The 26,977-nt window shown below is 33.6% G+C and carries 23 protein-coding genes; 8 read left to right on the top strand and 15 right to left on the bottom strand.

Translation table 11 applies throughout. The features are described from left to right. Nucleotides 1–36 precede the first annotated feature (36 nt). Entirely contained in the window at nucleotides 37–900 is an 864-nt protein-coding gene (gene fba / locus BN3326_RS00400; RefSeq protein ID WP_069997148.1) for a class II fructose-1,6-bisphosphate aldolase, read from the top strand. Between the two features lie 221 nt (nucleotides 901–1,121). Further along, nucleotides 1,122–1,298 (top strand): alpha/beta-type small acid-soluble spore protein, encoded by a 177-nt coding sequence (locus BN3326_RS00395; RefSeq protein WP_069997147.1) that lies wholly within the window; start codon nucleotides 1,122–1,124, stop codon nucleotides 1,296–1,298. Between the two features lie 70 nt (nucleotides 1,299–1,368). On the opposite strand, the gene BN3326_RS00390 is transcribed toward BN3326_RS00395, so the two are convergent. The 5 genes from BN3326_RS00390 to BN3326_RS00370 form a co-directional block, all read right to left on the bottom strand. Further along, on the bottom strand, nucleotides 1,369–2,325 hold the full coding sequence (locus BN3326_RS00390) for a D-2-hydroxyacid dehydrogenase (RefSeq protein WP_069997146.1): 957 nt from the start codon (nucleotides 2,323–2,325) through the stop codon (nucleotides 1,369–1,371). A gap of 177 nt (nucleotides 2,326–2,502) precedes the next feature. Further along, nucleotides 2,503–3,732: an aminopeptidase gene (locus BN3326_RS00385; protein WP_069997145.1), complete on the bottom strand. Its 1,230-nt coding sequence runs from the start codon at nucleotides 3,730–3,732 to the stop codon at nucleotides 2,503–2,505. A gap of 27 nt (nucleotides 3,733–3,759) precedes the next feature. After that, complete coding sequence (locus BN3326_RS00380; protein ID WP_069997144.1) at nucleotides 3,760–3,942, bottom strand: DUF4250 domain-containing protein; 183 nt, start codon at nucleotides 3,940–3,942, stop codon at nucleotides 3,760–3,762. 118 nt (nucleotides 3,943–4,060) lie between these two features. Continuing rightward, a complete protein-coding gene (locus BN3326_RS00375; RefSeq protein WP_069997143.1) occupies nucleotides 4,061–5,506 on the bottom strand; it encodes a sensor histidine kinase in 1,446 nt (481 codons plus the stop codon). Beyond that, entirely contained in the window at nucleotides 5,503–6,189 is a 687-nt protein-coding gene (locus BN3326_RS00370) for a response regulator transcription factor (protein ID WP_069997142.1), read from the bottom strand. Before BN3326_RS00370 ends, BN3326_RS00375 begins: the two co-directional genes overlap by 4 nt. Nucleotides 6,190–6,386: 197 nt before the next feature. On the opposite strand from BN3326_RS00370, the gene BN3326_RS00365 reads away from it, so the two are divergent. Then, a complete protein-coding gene (locus tag BN3326_RS00365; RefSeq protein WP_069997141.1) occupies nucleotides 6,387–6,614 on the top strand; it encodes a helix-turn-helix transcriptional regulator in 228 nt (75 codons plus the stop codon). Nucleotides 6,615–6,630: 16 nt separating this feature from the next. Here the strand turns inward: BN3326_RS00365 and BN3326_RS00360 are convergent, their stop codons facing one another. From BN3326_RS00360 to hcp, 7 genes are all read right to left on the bottom strand, one after another. Further along, the gene (locus tag BN3326_RS00360) at nucleotides 6,631–8,367 is read right to left on the bottom strand and encodes an ATP-dependent metallopeptidase FtsH/Yme1/Tma family protein (protein WP_069997140.1); all 1,737 of its coding nucleotides are present in this window, start codon (nucleotides 8,365–8,367) and stop codon (nucleotides 6,631–6,633) included. A 483-nt stretch (nucleotides 8,368–8,850) separates the two neighbouring features. Then, nucleotides 8,851–9,090: a hypothetical protein gene (locus BN3326_RS00355; protein WP_069997139.1), complete on the bottom strand. Its 240-nt coding sequence runs from the start codon at nucleotides 9,088–9,090 to the stop codon at nucleotides 8,851–8,853. A gap of 134 nt (nucleotides 9,091–9,224) precedes the next feature. Next, a complete protein-coding gene (locus tag BN3326_RS00350) occupies nucleotides 9,225–11,513 on the bottom strand; it encodes a response regulator (RefSeq protein WP_083258431.1) in 2,289 nt (762 codons plus the stop codon). 120 nt (nucleotides 11,514–11,633) lie between these two features. Next, nucleotides 11,634–11,726: a chemotaxis protein CheB gene (locus BN3326_RS22645; RefSeq protein ID WP_330389549.1), complete on the bottom strand. Its 93-nt coding sequence runs from the start codon at nucleotides 11,724–11,726 to the stop codon at nucleotides 11,634–11,636. A gap of 74 nt (nucleotides 11,727–11,800) precedes the next feature. Next, nucleotides 11,801–12,166 (bottom strand): response regulator, encoded by a 366-nt coding sequence (locus tag BN3326_RS00345; RefSeq protein ID WP_069997138.1) that lies wholly within the window; start codon nucleotides 12,164–12,166, stop codon nucleotides 11,801–11,803. Between the two features lie 235 nt (nucleotides 12,167–12,401). Then, nucleotides 12,402–12,881, bottom strand: coding sequence for a chemotaxis protein CheX (locus tag BN3326_RS00340; RefSeq protein WP_069997137.1), 480 nt, complete (start codon nucleotides 12,879–12,881; stop codon nucleotides 12,402–12,404). A gap of 498 nt (nucleotides 12,882–13,379) precedes the next feature. Then, nucleotides 13,380–14,741, bottom strand: a complete 1,362-nt coding sequence (gene hcp, locus BN3326_RS00335; protein WP_069997136.1) for a hydroxylamine reductase — start codon at nucleotides 14,739–14,741, stop codon at nucleotides 13,380–13,382. 356 nt (nucleotides 14,742–15,097) lie between these two features. Here hcp and BN3326_RS00330 point away from each other — a divergent pair, with 356 nt between their 5' ends. Both BN3326_RS00330 and BN3326_RS00325 read left to right on the top strand, forming a co-directional pair. Further along, the gene (locus BN3326_RS00330; protein ID WP_069997135.1) at nucleotides 15,098–15,475 is read left to right on the top strand and encodes a hypothetical protein; all 378 of its coding nucleotides are present in this window, start codon (nucleotides 15,098–15,100) and stop codon (nucleotides 15,473–15,475) included. A gap of 139 nt (nucleotides 15,476–15,614) precedes the next feature. Then, a complete protein-coding gene (locus BN3326_RS00325) occupies nucleotides 15,615–18,032 on the top strand; it encodes a S8/S53 family peptidase (protein WP_069997134.1) in 2,418 nt (805 codons plus the stop codon). A 965-nt stretch (nucleotides 18,033–18,997) separates the two neighbouring features. Here BN3326_RS00325 and BN3326_RS00320 read toward each other — a convergent pair. Continuing rightward, a complete protein-coding gene (locus BN3326_RS00320) occupies nucleotides 18,998–19,504 on the bottom strand; it encodes a YecA family protein (protein WP_069997133.1) in 507 nt (168 codons plus the stop codon). Nucleotides 19,505–19,629: 125 nt separating this feature from the next. On the opposite strand from BN3326_RS00320, the gene istA reads away from it, so the two are divergent. Both istA and istB read left to right on the top strand, forming a co-directional pair. Continuing rightward, entirely contained in the window at nucleotides 19,630–20,859 is a 1,230-nt protein-coding gene (gene istA, locus BN3326_RS00315; protein ID WP_069997132.1) for an IS21 family transposase, read from the top strand. After that, entirely contained in the window at nucleotides 20,860–21,654 is a 795-nt protein-coding gene (gene istB, locus BN3326_RS00310; RefSeq protein WP_069997131.1) for an IS21-like element helper ATPase IstB, read from the top strand. A 144-nt stretch (nucleotides 21,655–21,798) separates the two neighbouring features. Here istB and BN3326_RS00305 read toward each other — a convergent pair whose 3' ends face one another. Further along, entirely contained in the window at nucleotides 21,799–24,231 is a 2,433-nt protein-coding gene (locus BN3326_RS00305; protein WP_069997130.1) for a SpoIID/LytB domain-containing protein, read from the bottom strand. 146 nt (nucleotides 24,232–24,377) lie between these two features. Between BN3326_RS00305 and BN3326_RS00300 the strand changes: the two genes are divergently transcribed. Continuing rightward, nucleotides 24,378–25,244, top strand: coding sequence for an SDR family oxidoreductase (locus BN3326_RS00300; RefSeq protein WP_069997129.1), 867 nt, complete (start codon nucleotides 24,378–24,380; stop codon nucleotides 25,242–25,244). 116 nt (nucleotides 25,245–25,360) lie between these two features. Here BN3326_RS00300 and BN3326_RS00295 read toward each other — a convergent pair whose 3' ends face one another. Continuing rightward, entirely contained in the window at nucleotides 25,361–26,971 is a 1,611-nt protein-coding gene (locus BN3326_RS00295; protein WP_069997128.1) for a mannitol dehydrogenase family protein, read from the bottom strand. Nucleotides 26,972–26,977 lie beyond the last annotated feature (6 nt).

Below are 26,977 nucleotides of genomic sequence, written 5' to 3'. Positions count from 1 at the left end.
CATGAGAAGAGAAATAATATAAAACGGAGGTACATTATGTTAGTTTCAGCTAAAGAAATGCTAAATAAAGCACGAGAAGGAAAATATGCGGTTGGCCAATTCAACATCAATAACTTAGAGTGGACAAAAGCTGTTTTATTAACTGCACAGGAAAATAACTCTCCAGTCATCTTAGGGGTATCTGAGGGTGCCGGCAAATACATGGGTGGCTATAAAACGATTGTTGGCATGGTAAATGGTATGATCGAAGAATTAAATATCACTGTGCCTGTTGCCTTACATTTAGACCACGGTAGTTATGAAGGTGCTTTAAAAGTAATTGAAGCAGGTTTTTCTTCAGTTATGTTTGATGGTTCTCATTATTCAATAGATGAGAATATCGAAAAAACAAAAGAGATTATTAAGATCACAGAAGAAAAAGGTCTTTCATTAGAAGCTGAAGTTGGTTCTATTGGCGGGGAAGAAGATGGTGTTGTTGGTGCTGGTGAAATCGCTGATGCTGCTGAGTGTAAATTAATTGCAGATTTAGGCGTAACTATGTTAGCTGCTGGTATCGGTAATATTCATGGTAAATACCCTGAAAATTGGAAAGGCTTAGACTTCACTGCTCTAGCTGCAATTAAAAATGCTACAGGCGATGTACCTTTAGTTTTACATGGTGGAACTGGTATTCCTGAAGATATGATTAAAGAAGCAATTTCTTTAGGGGTTGCAAAAATAAACGTAAATACTGAATGTCAATTATCCTTCGCAGAAGGAGTTCGTAAATATATTGAAGCCGGCAAAGATTTACAAGGTAAAGGGTTTGACCCTCGTAAACTACTGGCTCCAGGCTTTGAAGCAATCAAAGCTACAGTAAAAGAAAAAATGGAATTGTTCGGTTCTGTAAATCAAGCTTAACATTTATAGAAAACTCCCTGTATACGAAATATATCAGGGAGTTTTTTTATGTCTTAGCTTCATAATTGGAAAATTTTTTTATATAATAGGTGAAAAATTCCAGAATAATAAAATTGAAACTGCACATATTAATATCAAGGCAAGTATAAAGTATTTAATTCTTACTAAGCATTAAATATTCTATACTTCCTAAAATATAACGACCTAAGAGGGGGATAATTATGTCAAGTAAAAATAATAGTGCTTTCGAATCAATGAAATACGAAGTTGCAAAAGAAGTTGGAGTACCTTTAAAACAGGGCTACAATGGAGATCTTACAGCTCGTGAAGCTGGTAGAATCGGTGGAACAATTGTGCAAAAAGTATTTCAAAACTACAAAGGCTCATCTCAACAATAATTAAAAGTTAGAGCCAGAAACAAAAACAAGAGCAATTTATTGCTCTTGTTTTTGTTTTAACCTTTATATATTATACAATACGGTTTCTTATTTCGTTTCTATAGTAAGCCTCAATATTTTTTACTATTTCTGCAATAAGCGTTTTTCTAGCCTCTACACTGGCCCATCCAATATGTGGTGTAATCAGAAGCTTTGTCTTATCTTCAACAGTAAATAAAGGATTATCTTTATCAATAGGTTCTTTTTCTAATACATCAACTCCTGCTGCTGCAATCTTATTTTCATTAAGGGCTCTAGCTAAATCTGCTTCATCAACAATTGAGCCTCTTCCTAAATTAAGCAGTATAGCCTCTTTTTTCATCTGAATAAGCTCTTTATAACTAATGAGCCCCCTTGTTGCATCGTTAAGCGGTGCATGAATCGAAACAATGTCACTGGTTGATAGAAGTGTATCTAGATCTACTCTTTTATAGCAGCTACTATTATTGCTACCTGATGTGGAATAGTAAATAACCTGTGCCCCAAAAGCATCTGCAATTTTAGCAACTTCTTTGCCTATAGCCCCCATACCAATAATCCCAATCGTCTTATCCGCTAACTCATGAAAAGGCCATGCAATAAAGGCAAAAGTTTCACTTTCTGTATAGTGTTTACTCTTTACATAATCATCATATACCCTTAGATGTTCAAGTAAATAAAAAAGCATTGCAAATGTATGCTGCGCAACACTCTTGGTAGAATATCCAGCGACATTGACAACCCCTATACCCGCTTTCCTCGCATAATCAATATCAATATTATTATACCCTGTAGCTGTTAAGGCAATTAATTTAAGCTGCTTCGCATTTTTAAGATTTTCTTCATTTAATATAACTTTATTTGTAATGATAACCTCTACATCTTCAATGCGTTCTTCCACCTGCTCATTGGCGGTTAGATCATATACCACGAGTTCTCCACAGGCTCTAATGGGATCTACAGTTATATCTTTTCCAAGAGTTAAAGCATCTAATATACAAATTTTCATTTCATTTCTCCTTTATCTATGTAGGCTTCTTTTTCTTCCCCACAAGAAAGTGTACAAAAACGCACACACTTGTGAAACAGGAAAGTTTGGTCCCCTGCAAGCAAGACGCACTTTCCTATTTCATTAAAAAGGGTAGGCGTAAAACCGCCTTTTTATATTCTTACCAAACTTTTTTTGCTAAAATGCCCACTCTCCATCTTTAATCAGGTAAAATGTCTCTGCTGATTCTGTAGTTGCTTCTATAGTCATCTCTTTACAGCCTACCATAAAATCCTGATGAATAATAGAAGTATTGGCCCCTTTACTTTCTAATGTTTCTTTATCCATAGTCGCCCCATCTTTTATATTAATAGGATAGCTGCTTCCTATTGCAAAATGGCAAGAAGCATTTTCATCAAATAGGGTATTAAAGAAAATAGTCTGAGAAGCTGATACCGGGGAACTATGTGGTACAATAGCAACTTCTCCAAGATAACAAGCCCCTTCATCTGTTTCAATAAGCTTCTTTAACATTTCTTCACCTTTTTTGGCAGTGCACTTAACAATTTTTCCTTTTTTAAAATGCAATGTAAAATCTTCTATAAGATTGCCTCCGTAGTTAAGTGGTTTTGTAGAAGTCAACATACCCTCTACGCCATATTTATACGGCATAGTAAAAATTTCTTCTGTTGGCATATTGGCCACGAAGTAGGTTCCCTTCGTACTATATTCACCACCTCCAAGCCATATATGATCTTTGGGAAGTTCTACTGTAAGGTCAGTCCCAGGCGCATTATATTTTAATCTTTGTATTTTTTTGTTATTTAATACCTCACACTTAATGGCTAATGCTTCTGTATGCTCTTGCCATGCTCTTACAGGATCTTCTTCATAAATACGGGTTACTTCAAAAATCTTTTCCCATAACAGCCTGACACCTTCTTCAGCATCAACATGAGGAAACAGTTTTTTACTCCAGTCTAATGTCGGTATAGACACCACACACCAAGTTACATCAGAGTTACTGATATATCTTTTATAAGTTTCTAGTGCCTTGCCAGCCGCTTTTTGAAAAACAGCAATTTTATCTGGCGAAACATCTTTTAAAATGTCTGGATTACCTGCACTAATACTAATAAAAGCAGCGCCTCTTTCGGCAAGCTCGTTATAGCCATTTGCGATCCAAGATGGATATTCACTCAAGGTCTCATTAGAAGCATAGGAGTAAGTCATTCTTGTCAATTCTTCATCGTTATATTCTATATAAACTCTTTTTGCTCCGGCCTCATAAGCGTATTGTGTCAGTTCTCTTGCAAAAGGTGCTCCCTCAATAGGGCATCTTATCATAAGCTCCTGATCCTTTTGTATATTGACACCTATTTCCACAATAAGCTTAGCATATTTTTTTAGATTCTCTTCAAAGTTCATTTTTTTATCCTTTCTTATCATTTCTTTTTATTTAGCAATAAATTGATTTAATTTTTCATCATAGCTATAACCTATCTTTTCTAATGTGGTTATAATAGCATCGCTCTTTTTATTATACGTCAAACAAAGGTCTTCTAAACTTTCTGCTTCATCTCGTAGTTTCATGTTCACTATACTTAGTAATAAATAAGGGTCTTTAGTTTCTAACATATATTTTCCTCTCTTACCATGTTTTACTATCCTTACTTTGCTCTATATTTATTATATAAACTCAGGTAATTTTTGTAAACTTTTATTGCTGTAAAAAAAGCCGTACGTATTACGGCTTTTAATTTTTAGTCCCTAGCTTCATATAGGATTTAACTTTATTACTAATATTTTGAGAGACATGTGCTCTCTCCTCACTCGGAAGAGTTATAGTAACTTTTGTGCCTTCCCCTTCTATACTATCTATATCAATTCTTCCTTTATGAAATGAAACGATTGATTTGACAATAGTAAGTCCTAAACCGCTGCCTTCATATTTTTCCCGGCTTTTATCCCCTCTGTACATTCTTTCAAAAATATAGGGTAAATCCTCCTTTGCTATACCTAACCCCGTATCTTGTATAATAATACTACACTCTTTAGGTTTAACTGCTGTGGTAACTGTAATTTCACCCTTCATATCCGTAAATTTAAATGCATTCGAAAGAATATTCATCCATAATTGTTTAAGTGAATCTTTATCTCCCAATATTCTCACATGCTGTGTTTCACTATCTTTAAGTACATATTTGATTTTCTTTTCTTGAGCTAATATCTTAAAAGCATCAAAAACATCTTTTAAACTTTCATTTAAAATGAGTGGCTCCATAGCCATACTCATCACACGTTCTTCTACATTTTTTAAGCTATCAAGATTGCTAAGAAGTTTTCCAAAACGCACCACTTCTTTGTGAAGAATCTGCATTTGCTCTTCATCTATTGGATAAAACCCATCGATCATAGCCTCTAGATTGCTTTGCAGAATATGCAGAGGTGTTCTGATTTCATGAGATACATCTGATATAAGTTTTTTTCTGATACAATCTTGCTTTTCCAGCCTTTCTGCCAGATGGTTCATACTATATCTTAAAGTTTCTATCTCTTTAATCTTACTTTTGCAGTCATATCTAGCCGTAAGCTTACCCTCAGCCAAATCAATTGAAGTTTTAGCTATACCATAAATATGATGGGTAAATAATCTAGATATATAGAGTCCTGCAACAACAAAGCATCCAAGTATCGTTGTACTGCACAATAATATAGTTTCATTAACATCCCTTTGAAACTTCAAATCATTACCTGATAAAAGCGTAGAGGCAAAATAACCAATTCGGGCATATCCAATCAATACACCTTGCTTACTATATATAGGTCTATCCTCAAAGCGGTACGGCATCGCAGCACTAAAACCTAAGTACCGATTGTCTTTGTTTCTTATCTTATCTAAGAGCTGTTCTTGTGTGGTTCCCCATATTAATTCTTTATCCGGGGTCAGTACAGAAACTGCAAAATTCCCCATATAAGTTTCAACAGTAAGTTCTTCTCTTAGATTATGATTCCACCTATCATTTTCGTATAAATCAGCCAGTAGTTTTACAATTACATCGCCAGCATGCTTAATATTTGTTTCAACATAAAGCTCAAAATGTCTTTTGATTGCAATATTAACAGCTAAAGAGATTGAAACAATAATAAGTACCCCTATTCCAAGCAAAATGCCGAATAGTTGTTTACGAATAGGAATCATACAAGATCTCCTTCAAATTTATACCCTATTCCCGTTACTGTTTTAATAAACTTCGGACTCTTAGTATCTTCTTCTATCTTTTTTCTAAGGTTTTTAATGTGCACGTCAACAGTACGATCAAAACCATCAAAATCTATCCCCATAACCGCTTCTATCAGTTGATCTCTGCTAAAGACTCTGCCTGGTGAACAAGCAAGCTGATAAAGTATTTCAAATTCATTCGGAGTAAGCGTCACCTCTATATTATTAACTTTTACAATATGTTCCTCTAAATTAATCTTTAGCTGTCCTTTATTAAATACCAGCGTATCCCTGTTTTCTTCTCTTTGTTTACGCATATCAAGCGCTTTTACTCTTGCAACCACTTCTCTTGGACTGACAGGTTTAACAAGATATTCATCAGCCCCTAGATCAAACCCTTCTATTTTATGATCTAGATTACCTTTTGCAGTGATCATGAAAACATAGGTATTGGATACTTGCCTTATTTCTTTACAAATATCTTCTCCTTGTATATCTGGCAACATTAAATCCAATAAAACGATATCTATTTTTTGATGATAAAATACATCTAAGCCTTCTTGCCCCGTATAACATGTATAGACAGTATAACCTTCTTTTTCAAGGTATTTTGTCATGATATCTGCTACTCTTACTTCATCTTCAATGATTAGAACATTCATAAATTCACCCTTTCGCATTTATATTACGTCTTTTTCTCTTAAATTATTATTTATCTGTATTTCTATTATAAAGTATGTATATGAAGAAAGTTAAAAGTTTCTTATAAATATAACAACTTATTTTATCCAAGTATTAATTGTTGATAATTTTCACTTTTTACTTTACAATAGTAAATATATTGGAAGGGGGCGTTAAAATGAAATATTCATTTGATGATAAAGAGCATCTAATAGATTTTATATGTACTGAAATAATTACTACAGCCGAGGCAACTAGTATTCTTAATTGTTCGAGACAGTATCTTGATGAATTGGTAAGCAAAGGTAAAATTACCCCCATTAAAACGATCAACCGCGTAAGACTTTACTGGAAAAATGATATTATGACTTTACTGAATAAAAAAAATGCAACCGAAAAATCGTAACTAAAAAAGCTAGCCTCTATTGAAAGAAGCTAGCTATTTCTGATTCCTCTAAAGTTTCTTTTTCGAGTAAAGATTCTGCTAGGTTACTTAAGATTGAATGATTTTCATTAATAATCTTTTTGGTATCCTCGTAGAGTTCTTTTATCTTGCCTGAACATTTCTCTAATATCATTTGATTGTCTACTCTATCCTGCCCCATAATAATCCCAAGATTAATAAGGCCAAGTTCTTCATCCATACCATACTTCATAATATAGCTTTTGATATATTCACTTGCTTTTTCTATATCGTTACTTGCGCCTGTTGTAACATTATCCATTCCAAATACAATCTCTTCTGCTGCCCTTCCCGCTAAACATATTTTAATTTGATTTAAAATTTCTTTTTTAGTGAGATACATTTTATCCTTTGGAATATTCATGCTAAAACCACCAGCACCTTTGGTACTAGGAATAATGGTTACTTTAGTTACACTATTATCTGGTGCCACAAGCTTGGTAACAAGTGCATGCCCAGCTTCATGAAAGGCCGTTATTTTTCTATCTAAATGTGTAATAGAACTTCTGTCTTTTTTTTCTTTTCCTGCAATAACCGTATAAAAAGCAACTTGAACATCTTGTTTAGTAATAACAGCTATATTATTTCTTGCTGCTGATATAGCCGCTTCGTTTAAAAGATTTTCAATCATAGCTCCTGTAAAATAAACTGTTTGTTTAGCAAGATCAGTACTATTTACATCATCTGCTACAGGTTTATTATTAAGATATAGTTTAATAATCTGTTCTCTTGCATTAATATCCGGGTAGCCTACTTCAATATGCCTGTCAAATCGTCCTGGTCTAAGCAGGGCATCATCTAACATATCAAGTCTATTTGTTGCAGCAATAATGATAATCCCCTCATCATCTTTAAACCCAGACATTTCTGTCAGCAGTGCATTGAGTGTTTGATCTTTTTCATCATTACTATTTGCGGCATTATGACTTCTCTTTTTCCCAATTGCGTCAATTTCATCAATGAAAATAACAGCTTTTTTATGCTTTCTTGCCTCAGCAAATATTTCTCTTACCCTGCCTGCGCCTACCCCAACATATAATTGTACAAAATCTGAGCCGCTCACCGAAAAGAAAGCTACATCAGCTTCTTTCGCAATAGCCTTTGCCATAAGCGTTTTCCCTGTTCCTGGAGGGCCATAAAGAATAATACCTTTTGGCATTCTTGCACCCATTTTAACATATTTATCTGGTTCTTTGATAAAATCTATAACATCCTGAACCTGTTCTTTAGCTTCTATATTTCCAGCTATACTTGAAAAATTTTGAGTAAGCGTATCTGCTTCTACAGGTTTCGCACTAAGGCTCATCATACTTCCGCCACCATGCTTTTTAGCACTTTTAAATATAAAAACAAATAGCCCTACAAATAACAACATGCTTGAAAAATATTGCAGCATATACATATTGCTGCCAGTATTCTCGGATACTTTAATTTCATGTAATAACAGCTTTTCCTTAAGGCCTTCTGTCCTTGGGTTGTCCGTAATATATTTGGTATCATCACCTATACGTTTAAATCTAAGTTTAGCCTCATTACCTATTTGTACTTCTTCAATTTGTTTTTCATTTACTAAAGTTAAAAATTTTGTATATTCAACATCAACTTGACTATTATGCTTGTTTGTATAAATCCCAATAACCACTGCCACTGCTAGTACACCAACTATGCAGTATTTAATATATTTATTTTTAGTCATCCCACAACCTCCATTAGATAGCTCTCCATTTTATAATAGGGGGTATCCCTCAACTGCATTATACTTTACATAAGTACATTTATGCATTAGTGAGTATATGGTAATAAGTTTAAAGGACAAAAAAAAGTGGAGAAAGACGACGGGTCTTTCTCCATGAGAGAAGGTATTTTATTCTAGGGGTAGCAAATAATTTCATATTTGCCGTAACATCTGGGGGAAGTTACAAACATATTATAACAAGTATTTCACTTGAAGTATGCCCTATTTTTTTTTATTTTCAAATGATATTTTGTTCATTATGCTAATAGCGTTTTTTTGTTTGGTAATAAAGAAAATAGATATTCTTCTTAAAGAATTAGCTTTTGTATATATTGCTTAAACCTTTTTAGTTTTTAATAAACAAGATTTTTTTTTCTACATTTTATACATTTTTTATAAAAAAACACCTATTTTTTTATAAAAAATTTGTTAGATTATGACGGTTTATCTACCTATAACATTTTTTGCCCCAGAATACATACCAACAGAGCTTAATCCCATGTAAATACCCTTTAAAACACCTTGCTTAATGTCTCCACTCCCTAGATAGATACCTCCGAGTATAATACCTATAGCAACAGCTACGAGTGGGCAGAATCTTTTTGGCAAGCCTACATTTTTTAAAACCTCTACTACTCCAAGTATAATGGGGAGAAGCATAATACCATATGATTCAGATTCCATCATCTTCCCTTCCTTCTTTTATTAATATCTTATATATATATATATGCTTTGTCCCTATTATGTGTGTTTACTAATAAAAGAGCTGCCAAAAAGATAATCTATATTGCCACATGGCACTAGATGCTCTGCATTAATTACTCTATAATAATTTTTTTATAAGTCTCTACAGCATGCTGTAAATTACCAAACTGCTCAGTTACTTGTAAAAAGTCCCCCCTTCTGGCTGCTAGTTGTGTTTTAAATGCAATACTTTTTAGCTCATCTAATCCCATACTTTCAAACATATTTTTAATTTGCTGGATAGCCGCTTCAATCTCTATAAGATTTTTATCTTTTAATAATTTACTAAGCTGGACTAATTGACTTTCAATATTAAGCAAAGATATATCTTCAGTTCGTTTTATAACTGTTTCTTTTCTATTAGAAATGATAGTATCCATTAATACAAATAGCTTTTCCATTGTGATGGGCTTAGATATATATTCATCTATTCCCATTGCTAAAAACTTTTCGCGATCTCCTAAAAGCGCAAAGGCTGTCAAGGCAATAATAGGTGTATGTCTTGCTACACCTTCTCTTCTGCGAATCTGTTTGGTTGCTTCTATCCCATCCATTTCTGGCAGCTGAATATCCATTAAAATCACATCATAGCTATTTTTCTCATGTAAAACTAAAGCTTCACGCCCATTCCCCGCTATATCCAGAGTATATCCTCTAGATCTTAGAATACGTGCTAAAACAATTTGATTAATCCTATCATCTTCAACCAAAAGGATATGTCCTGTAGCTGTTTGTTTATACTTTTCTTTGATAGGAGACTGTTTATTATCTTTCAACTGTCCAGCATGGCATTTAGCAGTAAAGAAAAAAGTACTCCCCATACCTTTTTCACTTTTAACGCCTATTTCTCCCCCTAAAATTTCTACAATCTGCTTACTAATAACAAGTCCTAATCCACTGCCGCCGTATTGTCTTGTAAACGAACTATCTATTTGGCTAAAACTTTTAAAAAGTTTGGGTATATCTTTTGTATCTATGCCAATACCAGTATCTGCTACTTCAAATTGAAGTTCAATAGATTCCTCATTTAATGCAATACAGCTAACCTCTAATGTTATTTTTCCGGCTTCTGTAAACTTGATTGCATTACTTATCAAATTATGAAGTACTTGCTTTAACCTATGAAAGTCTCCAATTAAGTAGCGTGGTAAATCAGGACTAATATATGCTTTGAGTTCTAATTTTTTTTCTTGTACATGTTTGGTATGTGTTTTGATTACTTCATCAATTAACAACTGCATCTCAAACTGAACAGATTGTACTGAGAGTTTTCCAGCTTCTAATTTAGAAAAATCTAATATATCATTGATAAGATCTAAAAGGGAATTGACACATGTTTTTGCAGTTAACAAGTTATCTTTTTGTTCTTCCTCTAAATGAGATAGCAGTGTAAGTTCTATCATACCTGTAATACCATTTAAGGGTGTACGTATTTCATGGCTCATATTAGCCAAAAATTCACTCTTAGCTTTACTCGCAGCTTCTGCCTGTTCCCTGGCTTTCTCAAGTTCTTCCTCATGCTTTATTTGTTCTGTAACGTCTTCCATAATAATAATGATTTGCTTCTCATTTTCATCACTAATCATAACAAAACTAATTTTAAACCAGCATTTAATGTTTTGCTGGCCTTGTAAAAGCTCTAGTTCAATAACGGTCTCTTTTGTATACTCTTCTGTCATCATAATATAGTTAATAGCTTTTCTAAAATCACAAAATTTGCATTTTTTTCCCATGCCGCAGCCACGCTCATAACTTGAAATACACCGCATAGCCTCTCCAATGGTCTTACCAATCATTTGATTTTTATTAATTTGTAATATATGGCTTAGTGTAGTATTAATTCTTCTAATGATTTTGCGTTCATTAATTACAAGCATACCAAGTGGCATAAATTCAAACATCATTTCTAAATTATTTCTTTCAATTGTTAGTTGTTCTTCCATTGATTTTATTTTTGTGATATCTCTAAATACTATAACAACCCCAATAGGATTACTCATTTGATTTTTAATAACTGAAAAACTTGCTGATATATAATATCTTTTTGAGTATTTTGACAAAAGCACAGACTCTTTTGTAAGCCCTTTAACCTCATCTCCTTCAATAACCTGCTTAATAATATCTTTAACAAATATGCGTTTTGTATTATTTATAATTTTAAAAACAGCATCAATGTCTTGGTCTATAGCTTCTGCCTCATTACATTCAATGAGTTTCTTAGCTTTACTATTTATAAAATCTACTCTGCCATTCATATCCGTAGATATAACCCCATCGCCAATACAAGTCAGTGTTGCCGCCAGCCACTCTTTTTTATAATGCTCATTTTGTTCTATATTATCTGACATGTATTTCTTATCCAACGCTCTACCTCCATTAACTTATAAACTTTATCGTAACATTGTACATAGTACCTGAGCAACTTTTGGTATACCATAAACGACACTCGTTGACTCATTTTGACCTATTGTCCTGACCCCTTTTCATCTCATAGCAAGAAGCCCCTTTGCCCCATCGCATCCCATCCCTGTAAGGATAATACCGATAGCATTATCACCACGCTCTGCTTCTCTCACTATGAAGGGGGGCTGCCTCTAAGGTCAAGCTAATGCTGCTATTTTATAAGGTCATTTGCAAATAAGCAAAGTAATCATGCCTTTGCAATTACTTTATTTAGTATCTGTACTATATCATCTTCTCTAAAAGGCTTTATAATAAACGAAGCAGCTCCATTAATTATAGCATTTTTAACAAGGTGCTCTTGTCCCATTGCTGAGACTATTACAACTTTAGCCTGCTTATCATATTCTTTTATTGCAATCATAGCATCAATTCCTGACATTTCTGGCATTGTAATATCCATCGTTACTATATCCGGTTTACATTCTATGTACTTTTTAACTGCCTCTTTACCATTTTCAGCTTCTCCAACAATTTGAAAGCCACCTTTTTCTAACATAATTTTTATAGATAGACGCATAAATGCCGTATCATCAACTATAAGTACTTTTGGCATTTCCTTCACTCCTTATACCATAAATTTTAGATTACTAAAAAATTAAATTATAAATAATATATTTCGAGTTTTATTTATTTTTATATATATTATATACTATATTACGTTATATTTTTACATTTTTTGTGCGAATAGTAATGTTTTATGTATCAATAGTAATACCCTTAAAATATTCTAGCAATCTAAAAAAAAAGAAACAATTTTACTTGAATTGTTTCTTTTTTTTTTTACCTATTTAGCTTACTTTACTCTTTTCTTTATAAGATATGTCTATATCTATATTTTCTTCATTATCAAATATTAACGGCACACATATGACTACTGATTTTGATGGACTAAACTGCATGTTTTCACCAGTTAACACGGTTGGTGGTGTAATATCAATCGAAACCTTTTTTTCATAAAAGATATTTGCTGTATTTCCTAAAATCATATTACACAGTTCAGCTATAGCACTTTTTGCAATTTCGTCTAGTTCCGGTACAGGCATCCCCCCCATCATATTGGACGCTATCTTACAAGCTAATGTCTTTTTGAGCGCTATTACAACATTCCCTTGTATTTCTCCTGTCAATCCTATTAATACTACAACATTATCTCCTTTATAAGGGATGTCTTTAATATAAATTTGTCCCAAAGTTGGATGAAGCCCTGCCATTTCACGAATAACATTTTGGCTTGCTTCTATAAATGGATTAATATATTCAACATTCATCGTTTCATCTCCTTTTTATTTGTATCATTATAAAATGCTCATTACAACACACTTAAATATTTCATAGCATCTTCCATTACCCTTATATCAACTGGTTGTCTCACATATATCTCTGCCTAAGTCTCTAACGCCTCATTCATATAGTCCCTTATAAGTCCTGATCTGAAATTAAATATCATTTTAATCTTCTTAGATATAGCTTCTTTATAATTCAATATTTCATAAATCATGAAGATAGCTGTAACATCTGAATAATTCTCATAGTATGTACTTGCTTACTATAATTATAGAAAAAATTGTATATTTTTGTCAAGTTATAATTATTATATCTTATAAACTAATATTTTGTAAAACTTTATTTTTTTTTATATTTATCTGACATATTTATAGAGTTTATAGATGCTGACATTATGTTATTTTAAGAATATTTTAGTTGATCACACCATAATAAAAAATCCCTCTAGCCGGTTAGGCTTAAAGGGATAAAGTTTAAGAACATTATTTTTGACCCATAAATTTTGCAAGATCAGCTTTTGCATCTCCACTTATCAACTGAAGATTAAAATTATCCTGGAGAACGCTTAGTACCCCCGGGGTTATAAATTTAGGTGCACTTGGACCTACATGAATATTCTTAACGCCAAGGCTGAATAACCCAAGAAGTATAGCTACTGCCTTTTGCTCAAACCATGACAAGATAATGCTTAATGGCAAGTCATTTACTGTACAGTCAAAGGCTTCTGCAAGAGCCAATGCTATTTTAACTGCTGAACCTGAGTTATTACATTGCCCAAGGTCAATATACCTTGGAATATCTGTTCCTGGCACTGTTCCGTAGTCTACATCATTGAATCTAAACTTTCCACACGATGTTGTTAAGAGTACCGCTTCCTTTGGAAGTGCTAATGCCAAATCTCTATAGTAATCTCTTCCCTTAGTCGGCGCATCACACCCAGCTATAACGAAGAATCTTTTGATTTTTCCTGCTTTAACCGCTTCAATGATTTCTGGTGCTATATTAAGTACTGTATTATGATGAAAACCCGTCATAACGGTCTTGTCAGATTCCTTATTTATAACTTTTAAAGCTAATGCCTTTGCTATCATTGGACTAAAATCATCATTAACTATCTTTGGAATATCTTGAAGTCCTGCTATCCCATAAGTCCAGAATCTATCTCCGTAAGTCCCATTTGTTATTGGCATTAAGCAATTTGTTGTTCCGAGAATTGCACCTGGAAATTCTTCAAAAAGTTTTCTTTGATCATACCACGCTTTGCCAACATTTCCTTTTAAGTGAGCATATTTTTTTAGTTCTGGATAGCCGTGAGCTGGAAGCATTTCTGAATGGGTATAGATGTTAATGCCTTTTCCCTCTGTCTGTTTTAATAATTCTTCCAGCGCATATAAATTGTGGCCGGTTACAAGTATACAGTGCCCTTCGATCTTATCTTGTGATATTTTAACCGGTGTGGGAATACCTAATTTTGAAGTATGAGCTCTATCAAGTGTATCCATTATTTTAACAGTCGCTTCACCAACTTTTAATGCCATAGCTATATTTTCTTCAAGACTAAAGTTTGAATTTGTAAGCGTAGTATAAAGCGCTTCATGGGTTAAGTTATTTACTTCCTCATCAGAAACACCTAGTTCTCTTGCATGAGTTGAATATGCTGCTACACCCTTAAGACCTAATATCATAATATCTTGCAAACTTGCTATATCTGGATTTTTGCCACATACTCCAAACTTTGTACACCCTTTTATTGGTGTTTGCTCACATTGGTAGCAAAACATTGGATTGGGCTCCATTTTAGTTTCTTCTTTCATTTTGTCATTACTTTTAAACAATCCGAACATTATTCATTTCTCCTTTTTATTTAAAATATTTTATATAAGCATATTTATTGGCTGCTTTCAAATTCATTGGCTTATACCAGTCTGCTAATTACTAATCCATGTTACTAAAAAACATGGATCAATTCAGTACCCACTGTTACATTTTTTAAAGTTTTTATGCTTATTAAATATGCGGATATTTTATACTTTACAAAATAAAATGAATAATTAAACTTTTTTCAAAAGAAAAAAATATGTCAGTTTATAAGTGATAAATACGAATTAAACCTATGAATAAATAATTTACTATCCATCTGCAATGGTTTAATTTAGGAATAACCATAGGATAATAAAGATATATAAGAGGAGATTATATTATGCGCGTGACATTTATGGATAAGAATTTTGAGATTTTATTAAAAACACAAACGAATAAACTTATTAGTTCTTGTGAGATTTCTGAAGTTGACTGGGAAGTTCTATTTGTCCAAGAGGAATATCGTGGTGCATTTGGATGTTCTAATGATGTTCGATCATTACAGCTCTACGCTGAAAAAAAGAGTGTTATATTCATTTCACTAAAAGAAAGTATACACTCTCTTCTTTGGCTATTTGTTAAAGAAACAGCTCATTTATTTAATGGCTGTAAAGGAATGAGTAATAATCTTATTGGATGTATTCTCGCAACCATCACTATCGGCCATGACTATGGTGATGAGTGGTTCTATGAAAAAGCAAAAAAGTTAGCAGTCTAGCCGGTATGATGGTGATACATAAATTTAGTATCTACAAGAATGGATTTTGGTAACTCAGTAATAGCTATATAACGTTCTGAATATAATATAATGTTATGCAGAGTATAGTGATCCTATCGCTTGTAAAAGGAAGTGTATAATGAAAATTATTGTTCAGAATGATGAAAAAATAGATAACTACTTAGTACAAATCATAAAAGATTTGGATTACCTTAGTCCAAAGTATAAAATTATAAATATTAAAAAGAATGACCTAATAGGGTTGAGCAAAATTTTACAGTATATTGAAGCTAATTTTACGATTGAATTATGTCAAATGGAATGCTTGGATCAGACAATTCTAAGTCATAATTTTTTTTTAATCACAATAGGTTCAAAAAATGAAGATAACCGGATAGATGCCCGCTATAATATGTTAACACATACCTTAGAAAAGTCTAACAACTCTATAGCATTCAATGAATATCAATGGATACACTGCTATTCTCGTGATGATAAAATAGAGGCTTCTGAGTATATAAAGTGTATACGTTATTTTATGAGTTTTCTTAGTTATGTACATAAGCCTACTATCATTTATGCTAACATTTTTGTTCCACAGGAAGTATTTCGTTATAGAACTTTAACCTATAAAATTATTAGTAGTTATATAGATAACTTAAATGGCGTATTTATTGCTAAAGCAGATCATACGAATGCTTATAGACACTATGCACTATGCGAACAAGCCTTTGAGTTTTATTCAGATAAAACCCTTTATCTGCAATCATCTATAAATGATGCCATAAAAAAAGTAATACCATTCCTACATGCTTCACCACCCCTGAATGAACCTGAACATACCGATGAAAACCCTAGACAACCTAATTCATTATATGCAAATAATGTTTTTTATCAGTCTATCCCTCTCGATCAAGAGATTTATGTCCCGCTTAGCATTATGAGTTTTAGAGATCCTTCATATTATCGTTCATTAGGTCTTAAATATATCTCATTAATAGGTAATTATGGCGTGTTATATGCTAGCAGAAGGCAATTTGATGCACTTAGTGAAGTCCTCCGATCAGATGTTGCCCATCCATACTACAACCCTGTTTTGAGCCATCAGTTCTGTCATAAGGATGTTATCAATGATAATTTTTCCTATCATCTTACATCAGTGTCTCCTAAATATAAAGGAGAAGGGATATACATAGGAGTGATTTCAGCAGATCCTATTGACTATACCAATTCTGTATTTCGCATGCAAGATGGCAAAAGTAGAATCGCTTGTATTTGGGAACAGATAAATTCAGATGAAGGCATGTATCATTTTACTGAACAAATTGATGAAGCATTAGCGAGTCCTACCCCAGATCAATTTATAAAACTCCCAGATGCTGACAGTATCTCTACAATGATTTTGGGGATTGCAGGTGGTGAAAGTTATATGCCAGACTATAGGGGGATTGCCACTGAAGCAGAGTTTGTAGTCGCTACGATTAATACTGCGCCTGAAACATATCAAAAAATATATGGAGGAACACCTGCTAAAGAAGCTGTTACGATGGCAGATATTTTAGTTGGAATCACTAAGCTTATTAACTTTGCATCTATCAAAAAAAAACCTCTTGTTTTATGTATTCCCTTTAACACCAACATTGATTCCCATGATGGCTCTCTAGTATTATCAGAAACATTAGGCATTTTAGCCACAAAAGAAGGGGTTACGATTATAGTCCCAACAGGAGAAGAAGCAGATAAGATGCATCATTATGGTGCCGAAGGCACACAACCCAGCTTTAGTACCATTGAACTACGAGTCATCCGAGAAAATCAAAATATAATTGGTATTGCCTATCAAAGATTTTCTACAGTCGTTTCAGCTTTGCTCTATCCACCTCCAGAAGTAGGTGGCGAAGCTATTGACTTAAAAATAAGAGGTGTTACCAGGTCAAAGGATTCAGTAATTTATTCTAATGGCTACAACCTCAGTCCCCTAAACGGTGCCATAAGGCTGCTATTTAGAATAGATAATCCTCACGTTGGCATATGGCGAATCGAGCTTACATTAACTACTGAAACCTCTAGTCAGATAGACTTATGGATCTCACAGCAAGAACTTAATAAGTATGTGACACTTACTCCTAGCAGCCCTCTAATAACAATAGGCTCTTTAGGAAATATTAGGAACCTCATAACTGTAGGGGGCTATGACGCAGATAACATGGTCGTTCTAAGAAGTTCTGGCCGAGGCTATAGCTGGGATAATAGAGTCGAACCTAATTTTGTCACCCATGCAGCTAATATCACCGCACCTTGTCAGATAGGGGAATGGGTGAATGTAACAGGGACTTTGCCAGCGGCAGGTATTATGCTAGGCGTTGTGGCTGCTATGTATAACAGATGCATTAAGGAACAAGTATCTCCTCTTCCAAATACTATGGTAATGGACACCCTTGTACTCGGTACAGTTAAGCAATTTGAAGGCATTGAGTATCCTAACCCTAGTTCTGGCTATGGTGTATTTGATTTACAAGCGCTTGATCTCCTGCTTAGCAATCCGCTTATCTTATAATACAGGGTGCCACTAGAGAAAACTTTTCTGTTTTATTTAGCCTTTTATCAGATCAATGCGTTTATAAAATTTCTATTTAGCCAATAAAAAATTCCTCTAATCACATCATTGATCAGAGGGATTTTTTATTGGTGAATAACTATGTACCCATAAAACAAACCCTTTCCCTCAACACCCACCCAAACCCCAAAAAACCATCCCCTAACTGTTCCAAAAAACAAATAAAGTCCTACTCTGGCTGCAAGTCATTTACTTTTTCAGCCCTCTCATTTACCGACTTTAATTGCAGTCAGAGGAGGACAGTTTGCTTCGCAAAAGTTTTTATGTTCTCAGGTTATGAGAAGTTTGCTCCGCAAAGGTTTACAGAATTTAAAGTGGTAGGCTCTGCCAGTTTTGCTAACGCAAAATGTCTTTAAGTATTGAAGTGACTTGATTTCAAAAACTCATTTCACTTATAAAGCTTTTCCGCAAGGAAAACTGATAGGCTCCGCCATTTCTGCTAAAGTGATTATTCCTTAAAAACTTATTTTACTATACTCAAGGAGCATATCCCCTATAAACCTTTTTCTTGAGAAAAACTACTGGGCAATCTCAGTATTAAAGAAAAAACACCTATTTAGAAGAACTAAAATAGATGTTTTCATTATTAAAAGTCTGCCCTATTCATTTCAAAAGCTGCTATAACTTCTCTTTTTATTAGAAAAGCCCTTTTCCTCAAAAACTCATTCCACTATGCTCACCGAGCATATATCCTTCATACTCTTTCTGAAAGAAAGCTACTGAGTAGTCTCCGCTCAAAGAGCATCCAGAGAATGACTTTATTTTGTTTTTTTGGATGTGGGGAAAGACTTTATTTTATGGTAATAAATACTTCGCTATGCTCAGTAGTCCTAATGGACGTTTTAATAAGTGATTACAAATTCCTTGTAAACATACTATATAAATACTAATTTGATTTTGTATTACTACGATTTGCCACAGCATAATTTATACTTTTTTTTACTTCCACAGAAACATATATCATTTCTCCCAATTTTAATTGATTTGGATGTAATGATTTCTTGTAAAATCCCTTGTATTATTTTAATATTTTTAAAAATCACTTGAAGGAGTACGGCATTATAATAATCAGTTCCCTCTTTGCCATTTAAGCATCCCATTCTTAAATTGTGATATATATCATTTCTATATATATACAACATTCTATAGTCTTTATCATTTTTTATTATATCTTGTATTCTTAACAGTAACTTATTAGTTCCTTTTACACTTCTTAAGTCTTCAAAATACTTTACATTCTCAAGATTTAAAACTACTCTCTCTTCCAATAAAATTTTACTTATCTTATCATAACAAGAATATACTCTAAAAAGAGCACTATATATTAGATATTGTTCATCTATTATTCCTTGAAAATCCATACCATAAGTACTTGTTTGATTGAAATAATAATAGTCACGATTATTAACCATATTTCCTATATCAACAACTGTTAATGACGGTGATAAAATGTAATTAAATAACGGTTAAAAAATGTGTTTTTATGATGATTGCAATCTCATAAATGGTACACTCTTTAGAAAGGAGAGTGACCAACATGAAAGGAAGTATATGGATGGAAATTAGAAGTGATCGTCAAAAGGGACTAAGCTATAAAGAAATTGCAAAAAAGTATCATATCGATCCTAGAACAGCTAAAAAATATGCTAATTCAGATAGAAAACCTGTATATCAGCTATGTGAACCGAAAAGTTCGAAATTAGATCCTTATAAATATCAGATAGATATGTGGCTAGAAGAAGCTCCTTATAGTGCAGTAAGAATTCATGAAAAACTTATTGAGCAAGGATGCGATTGCAAATACACCATTGTCCGACAATATGTTGCTACTAGAAAGTCTGATCTAAATGAAAAGGCCACTGTTCGCTTTGAAACAATGCCTGGGCTTCAAGCACAAGTTGACTGGGGATTTTTTGAAAACTATACTGTAGAACAAGATGGTCAGCAAAAGAAGCTTTATTGTTTCCTAATGATCTTGGGATATTCCAGAATACGCTATATTGAGTTTGTAACTGATATGAGCACAAATACTTTAATACGTTGTCACATTAATGCTTTCCGATATATGGGTGGTTATCCGGAAGAAATATTATATGATAATATGAAGCAAGTTGTTGTTAAAAGAGTACTAAAACAATCAGAAAGCCAGCTCAATAAACAGTTTGAAGATTTTGCAGGCTTCTACGGTTATAAACCTATATTATGCAGACCATATAGGGGACAAACTAAAGGGAAAGTAGAGCGGACGGTATCATTCGTTAGAAGCAATTTTATGATTGGTATTAAATATAGTTCGCTAGAAGACTTAAATGCACAAGCTGTCTCATGGTGTAATAAAGTAAATGCCAAAGTACATAGTACAACTAACGAAAGACCTTGTGACAGACTCTTAAAAGAGCGCCTCTCCCCTCTGAAAAGGGAATACATAATTGATAAAATTAATTTAAGAAGAGTAGAAAAAGACTGCTTCATCAGCTATGCCCAAAATAAATATTCCGTTCCAGCAGAATACGTAGGCAAGGATGTTGCAGTCATTGTACTCGATAATATGTTAGCTGCATATTTCGAGGGAAAACAAATAGCTCTACACAAATTATCTTATAATAAAAAAGAGATGTTAGTCAATAAAGACCATTATAAACCTATGCTTGTTAAACAAAGTTTTGATACCGAGAATACTTTATTTAATAAAGGGAAAATAATAGATTTTACTGTAGCAAAGCCAGATCTAAGCGTTTATGATGTGGGAATTGGTGGTGATTTTTAAGTGAGTGAAATAACTTATGAACGAATCAAGACTAACCTTCAGGCATTAAATATGAAAAACACGTTAACTATTATAGATAATTATTTGGAACAGGCAATCCATAACAAAACCAATATCGTAGATGTACTTGATCATATTTTAATGCAAGAAGCTGGGACAAAAAAGAAACGTGCAGTAGAGAGTCAAATTCAAATGTCAGGATTTCCGTTTAAAAAAACACTGGATCAATTTGATTTTTCATTTCAACCAAGTATTGATAAAAATCAAATACTAGAATTAGCTACGATGAGATTTGTAGAAAATAAAGAAAATGTTGTATTTTTAGGCACTCCAGGTGTTGGGAAAACACATTTAGCAGTTGCCTTAGGCATGATAGCTGCACAAAATAGATATTCCACTTATTATATTAATTGTCATCAACTCATCGCTCAACTTAATAAAGCCCATTTTGAAAATAGGCTTCAAGAGAGACTAAAAACTTTTGCTAAGTATAAGGTTCTGATTATTGATGAAATAGGCTACTTGCCCATGGATATACAGGGCGCAAATCTGTTTTTTCAGCTTATAGCAAAAAGATACGAAAAAAACACCACAATTTTAACATCTAACAAGGCTTTCTCTGCTTGGAATGAAGTGTTTTCAGACATAACTATAGCATCGGCAATTCTTGATCGCATACTACACCACTGTCAAGTTGTAAGTATCAAAGGAGAAAGTTATCGTCTTAAAGAAAGAAAGGAGGTAATGAAACAAAAGCAACAAATAGTTAATACTTTATTTGATAAGCAGGCTTAACTTTTACGTCATTTAGCAGCATAATTTGAACGTTATTTTCCTACAAAATTATAACGTTATTGACACCGCTCAAAGAGCATCCAGAGAATGACTTTATTTTGTTTTTTTGGATGTGGGGAAAGACTTTATTTTATGGTAATAAAACTAATTGGCCTCACTTTTAATTTCTACTTGTGGATAATAGTGTCTTAAAATCTCTCTATAAGTATAGCCTCTTGTTGCCATACCTTTGACGCCATCTTGACTCATACCGACGCCGTGACCAAAGCCTCCGCCATATAATGTAATATTATTAATATAGTTGTCGCTAGTATAGGCAATATCCATTGTAAAAAAGGCACTAGGAAGAAGGGCCATGCCTTTGACTTCTGTAGTATCTGCCCTTGTGATATTAAGACTTTGCTGATCTGTAGTAGAAAATAAACTGCGAATCAGATATTCTGTAGACACTTTAACGATCTCTTTGTCCCCTACAATGATAAGCTCCATAATATTTCCGCCTTGACCTCTTTTATTAACCTCTAAATCTTTAATATTTCCTACAGAGTCTATTTCTTTTGCTTCCCATGTCTTATCTGCAGCAAGTACTTTAACAAGACTCGGATAATTTTTACTTAGCTTTCTAATAGCTGGATTAATAAGCGCTTCTAGTTCCTTCCCCGTAAACTTAGTCTGCCATCTAAACCATGGAGAGTCCTTATCAAAAGCATCAATTTCTGAAGGTTTTAGTGTCAAAAACTTATAAACATCTTTTTCATCTGTCATATTGTTTACGAGTTTATCCCCCACATATTGCTGTCTCGAAACTAAATAAATAGGGGTGTTTGTCGGAAATGTTGCGCCGCTGGCCCATACTTCTCCAAAGTTGGCAGTGTAGCCACAAGAGGTTGCAAAAAATTTACTGCTTATGCTGCTGCCATTTGATAAGAGTACTTCTCCTTTAGTTTCCTTAGCTGCTTGGTAAGAGATCTCATTAGCCGGCACATTATTATAAACTTGTGTATTGGTTGTATCATCTACATGTGCACCATAACGCACATAGCGACTTGTTTTCTTACTGGCAAGTGCATATGTTCTTGCTGCTATAGCCTGAACCTTTGTGGCCTCTAGTCCATAGCTTGTTGGCATTTCACTTGGAATGACCGCCGCTACATAATCTTCAATATCTAATTCATTCACAATATTAAACGCTCCATCCTCTTTAGTAATTTCTATTATACCCTTATATTTAGGATTGACGCCTTGTTTTGTTAATGAAAGAATCTTCATCGTTGTATCTGCTTTAGGAATAAAACTAATAGTAGAGGCATCCTTTGACCATTCAAATGCTGCTGCATCCCATGTTTGTTCTTTATTAAGTATAGTTGTTTTCCCATTATAAACCATATCATATGCCTCTTCGCTTACCAGAAGTACATTCTCATGCCTATAATCCTCCCGCCCAGGAGCTGCTAAAACAGTACGTATATTCTCACCAATCTGATCACTTATAACTTGCACTGTGTTTACTTTATCATCTTTAAAAATATATTCTACTTCAATACCACAAGGCAGCTGTTCTAGCGTATTGAGCCCACCCCCTTGCCTTTTGTCATATACTTTAATATAATCATAAGTAAGTCTGCCTGCCTTTTTGAGTTCAATATATTCAGAGGTTACTTTAAGTAGTGTATCTGTATTTTTTTCCTGTTGTACCTCGTAACTTATAACTTTATTACCTTTGATTGTTATATTGCATATTGTTCCTTCTTCACTGGTATTAAGTACCTCATTTTCAAAAACTGCTTTTATATTGTTGACTTGTATTTCTACACTGCCATCTTCTACTTTTAAGATATAACACTGCTTAATGATACTTTCATCACTAATAATATCTGTGATACAAAGAATCTCCTTATTTCTTACAATAGCCCTTACGGTGTTATTTCTAAGAGGATCTATTATAAGTCCTTCAAATCCATATTCACCTACATCTGTAGCCACTTTCCATGCACCCAACGTTTGATTATTAGCTGGTGTTGCAATAATAACTAAGTCCATATATTCAAGGGTAATTCCTTTGCCAGTATGTTGAAGTGCATTCGTATAGATCTCTATAAATTTATTTAAACTAATACTTTTATTTAAATGCGTTGTACTTGCATCAATATTCACACCATAACCTTCCCCTAATATGGCATCGAGAAGTTCTGCCGTCTCTGAATATGTAATAGATTTTAAAGCATTCTCTTTCTTTAAATAATTAAAACTCAACTCACTTTCTAATGCATCATAATATTTGTTATACCATATTTCATCCTGTATGATATTATTATATAATATCTTATTCTCAACTAATGTATAGGCTAATATTTTGGCGATATTTGCCTGCATGCATAAACTGTTATAGGTTGGCTCTTTTGCTATACTTTGGGGAGCTTGTTTAACCTGCGGGGTACTTAAATTATTTGGGATAATGTCTTTTCCTGAGAGTATATACCACAGACCACCCAGCAATAGCAGTATCCATAGTGTTGCATAAGATTTTTTCTTTTTATAGGGTGTATATCTTTTTTTATGTCTCCTTGTATCTACCATTTCTATCATCCTCTCAAAAAAGGTGTTACTTTATATATCTATGCTGGTTTTTCCAAGTGAAGAACAGCCTTGTCATAAAATCATGGGTAATTTTATAGGGATTGGTATATACTAACTTCAAAAACTTGAGTTAAAGGAGAAGAACTATGAAATACCCAACATCTTTTGAACCTCAACATCAAAACCATCATCCTGGGTTTGAATATGAAATGAATCCTCTTCCTATTTATGATAATGAGCAGATCATCAAACAAGGAAATTTACTTGAAAACAAAGTTGCCATAATAACTGGAGGAGATAGTGGTATTGGACGAGCTGCAGCAGTTGCTTTTGCCAAACAAGGTGCTGATATTGCTGTTGTTTATTATAATGAAACTGAGGATGCAAAACAAACTCAACAAGCTATAGAAGGATATGGCCGTAAGTGCCTGCTCATTCCTGGAGATATAACTGATGCTCACTTCTGCTCTAAAATAGTAGCTGAGGTTATATCCAAGTTTGAAAAAATTGATATTCTTATTAATAATGCAGCTGTACAGTATGAAGCTACTACACTCTCTGAGATCTCTGATCAACAATTTGATAAAACTTTTAAAACAAATGTTTATGGTGCTTTTTATCTTACCAAAGCAGTGCTTCCTCATTTAAAATCAGGAGCAAGTATTATTAACACCACTTCAGTAGTTGCTTTTCACGGCAATGAAAAATTAGTGGATTATTCTATGACTAAGGGCGCATTAACAGCTTTTACCCGTTCTTTATCTATGATGCTTGCCAAATCGGGATCAGGTATACGTGTCAATGCAGTTGCCCCAGGCCCTATTTGGACACCATTTATCCCATCTAGCGCCCCTGCACAGCAAGTTGCTAAGTTTGGTAATAATACACCTCTAGGTAGAGCGGGCCAACCTGTAGAATGCAGTGGCGCCTATGTGTTTTTAGCTTCTGAAGCTGCATCTTATATAACAGGCCAGACCATTCATATCAATGGCGGTGAAATTGTAAATGCTTAGCACACAGCTATGAATCAGGTGATTTTTATTAACTAAAAAGGAGATATGACAAAACTAGTTAAACTAGTTTTGTCATATCTCCTCAATACTATATTAGTTAATCCATTTAGATATTATTATATATATTTCTTTAAAGTTTCTCTCACAGCTCCTGGGCCACTAACTAACTCTGTGAAATAATTTTCTACTACTTCTCCAAGTCCAACTTCATATAAGTTAACACCAAAGATTTTTTCATTAGAGAATATCGGCTTTAGTGCCTCTGCAAACGGACCTGTTTGACCTAACGTAATGCCATTTAAATAGGGACGAACTACGTCAAGCATAGGATCTGGACTTAACTCAAATGACTTGCCACTATCATCAACACCTAAAAGATATCGACACCATCCCGCAAGTACCAGTGGGATAAGTTTAAGATTTTTCACATCTAATCTATCGCTCTTTGCATAAGCTTTTATTGTTTCTCCAAAACGTATGGACAGCTTTTGTGAAGTATCTGTTGCAATACGTTGAGGCGTATCCGGCATGAAAGGATTAGGTACTCTTATATTGAGTACTTCATCTATAAAACTTCTTGGATCGATAATGCCAGGATTAACTACTACCGGAAGTCCTTCTTCATAACCAATTATTTCAACTAATCTTCTTAGTTCTGCATCTTTCATCTCTTCAGAGATTTTATCATAAGATAAAAGGCAGCCGTAAATTGCAAGGGCAGTATGCAAAGGATTGAGACATGTACATACTTTCATTTTTTCTACTTTATCAACTGTTTCGCGCTCTGTAAAGATAATTCCCCCTTGATCAAGCTTAGGTCTTCCATTAGGAAATTTATCTTCAATAACTAAATACTGAGCTTCTTCTGCATTAACGAATGGTGCAACATAAGTATTTTTAGAAGTAACAACACCCTCTACATCCTCAAAACCAACTTCCCTCAGCATAGCTTTTACACTTTCATCAGGTCTTGGCGTAATTTTATCAATCATACTCCATGGGAATGATATATAATCAGGATTTTCAATGTATGCTAAAAATCCTTTTTCAACGAGTTGGTTTACTTCCCATTTCTCAGCAAATGCTCTTACAGCTTGATATAGCTTAGTTCCATTATGTGAGCAATTATCCATACTAACTAAAGCTAATGGATATTTCCCACTTATATATCTCTCATAGCACAAAGACACTAACTTTCCAATATAACTCTTAGGAGCTTTAGGACCTTGTTCAAAGTCATTTATAACATCTGGATAAAAATCTCCATTTGAATAATTTAAGCTGTATCCTTTTTCCGTTATTGTAAAACTAGCCATCTGGAGGGATGGATTGGAGAAAATTTCTTTTAATCTACTGAAATCTTTTTCATTTTGGCTATCTACTTTTAGTGCTTCTACCATACTTGCAATAATTGTTTTTTCTATTGTCCCATCTGCCTTTAAAGTAACTAGCATTGTCAGGTTATCATAAGCATCAAATACAGTATCTATAATCTCATAGTCGTACCCTTCTGCCACTATAATACCTTTTTCTTCTATGCCCGCATTTAATAGCTGTTGTTGAACTGCAGCTGGAAATGCTCTAAAGATATTTCCTGCTCCAAAATGAATCCACGTTGGGGCTTGTTTTGTTTTTAATGTTACTTCTTTGTGGTTAAATGTAGGAAGAGCAATATTCGCTTTTTGCCATTCTTCTTTATTATTTAATAAATTAATATTTAATTTCATAAATAA

The sequence above is a fragment of the Cellulosilyticum sp. I15G10I2 genome (assembly GCF_900095725.1).
Classification (GTDB): Bacteria; Bacillota; Clostridia; order Lachnospirales; family Cellulosilyticaceae; genus FMMP01.
This window is presented reverse-complemented; position numbering and strand designations above follow the sequence as displayed.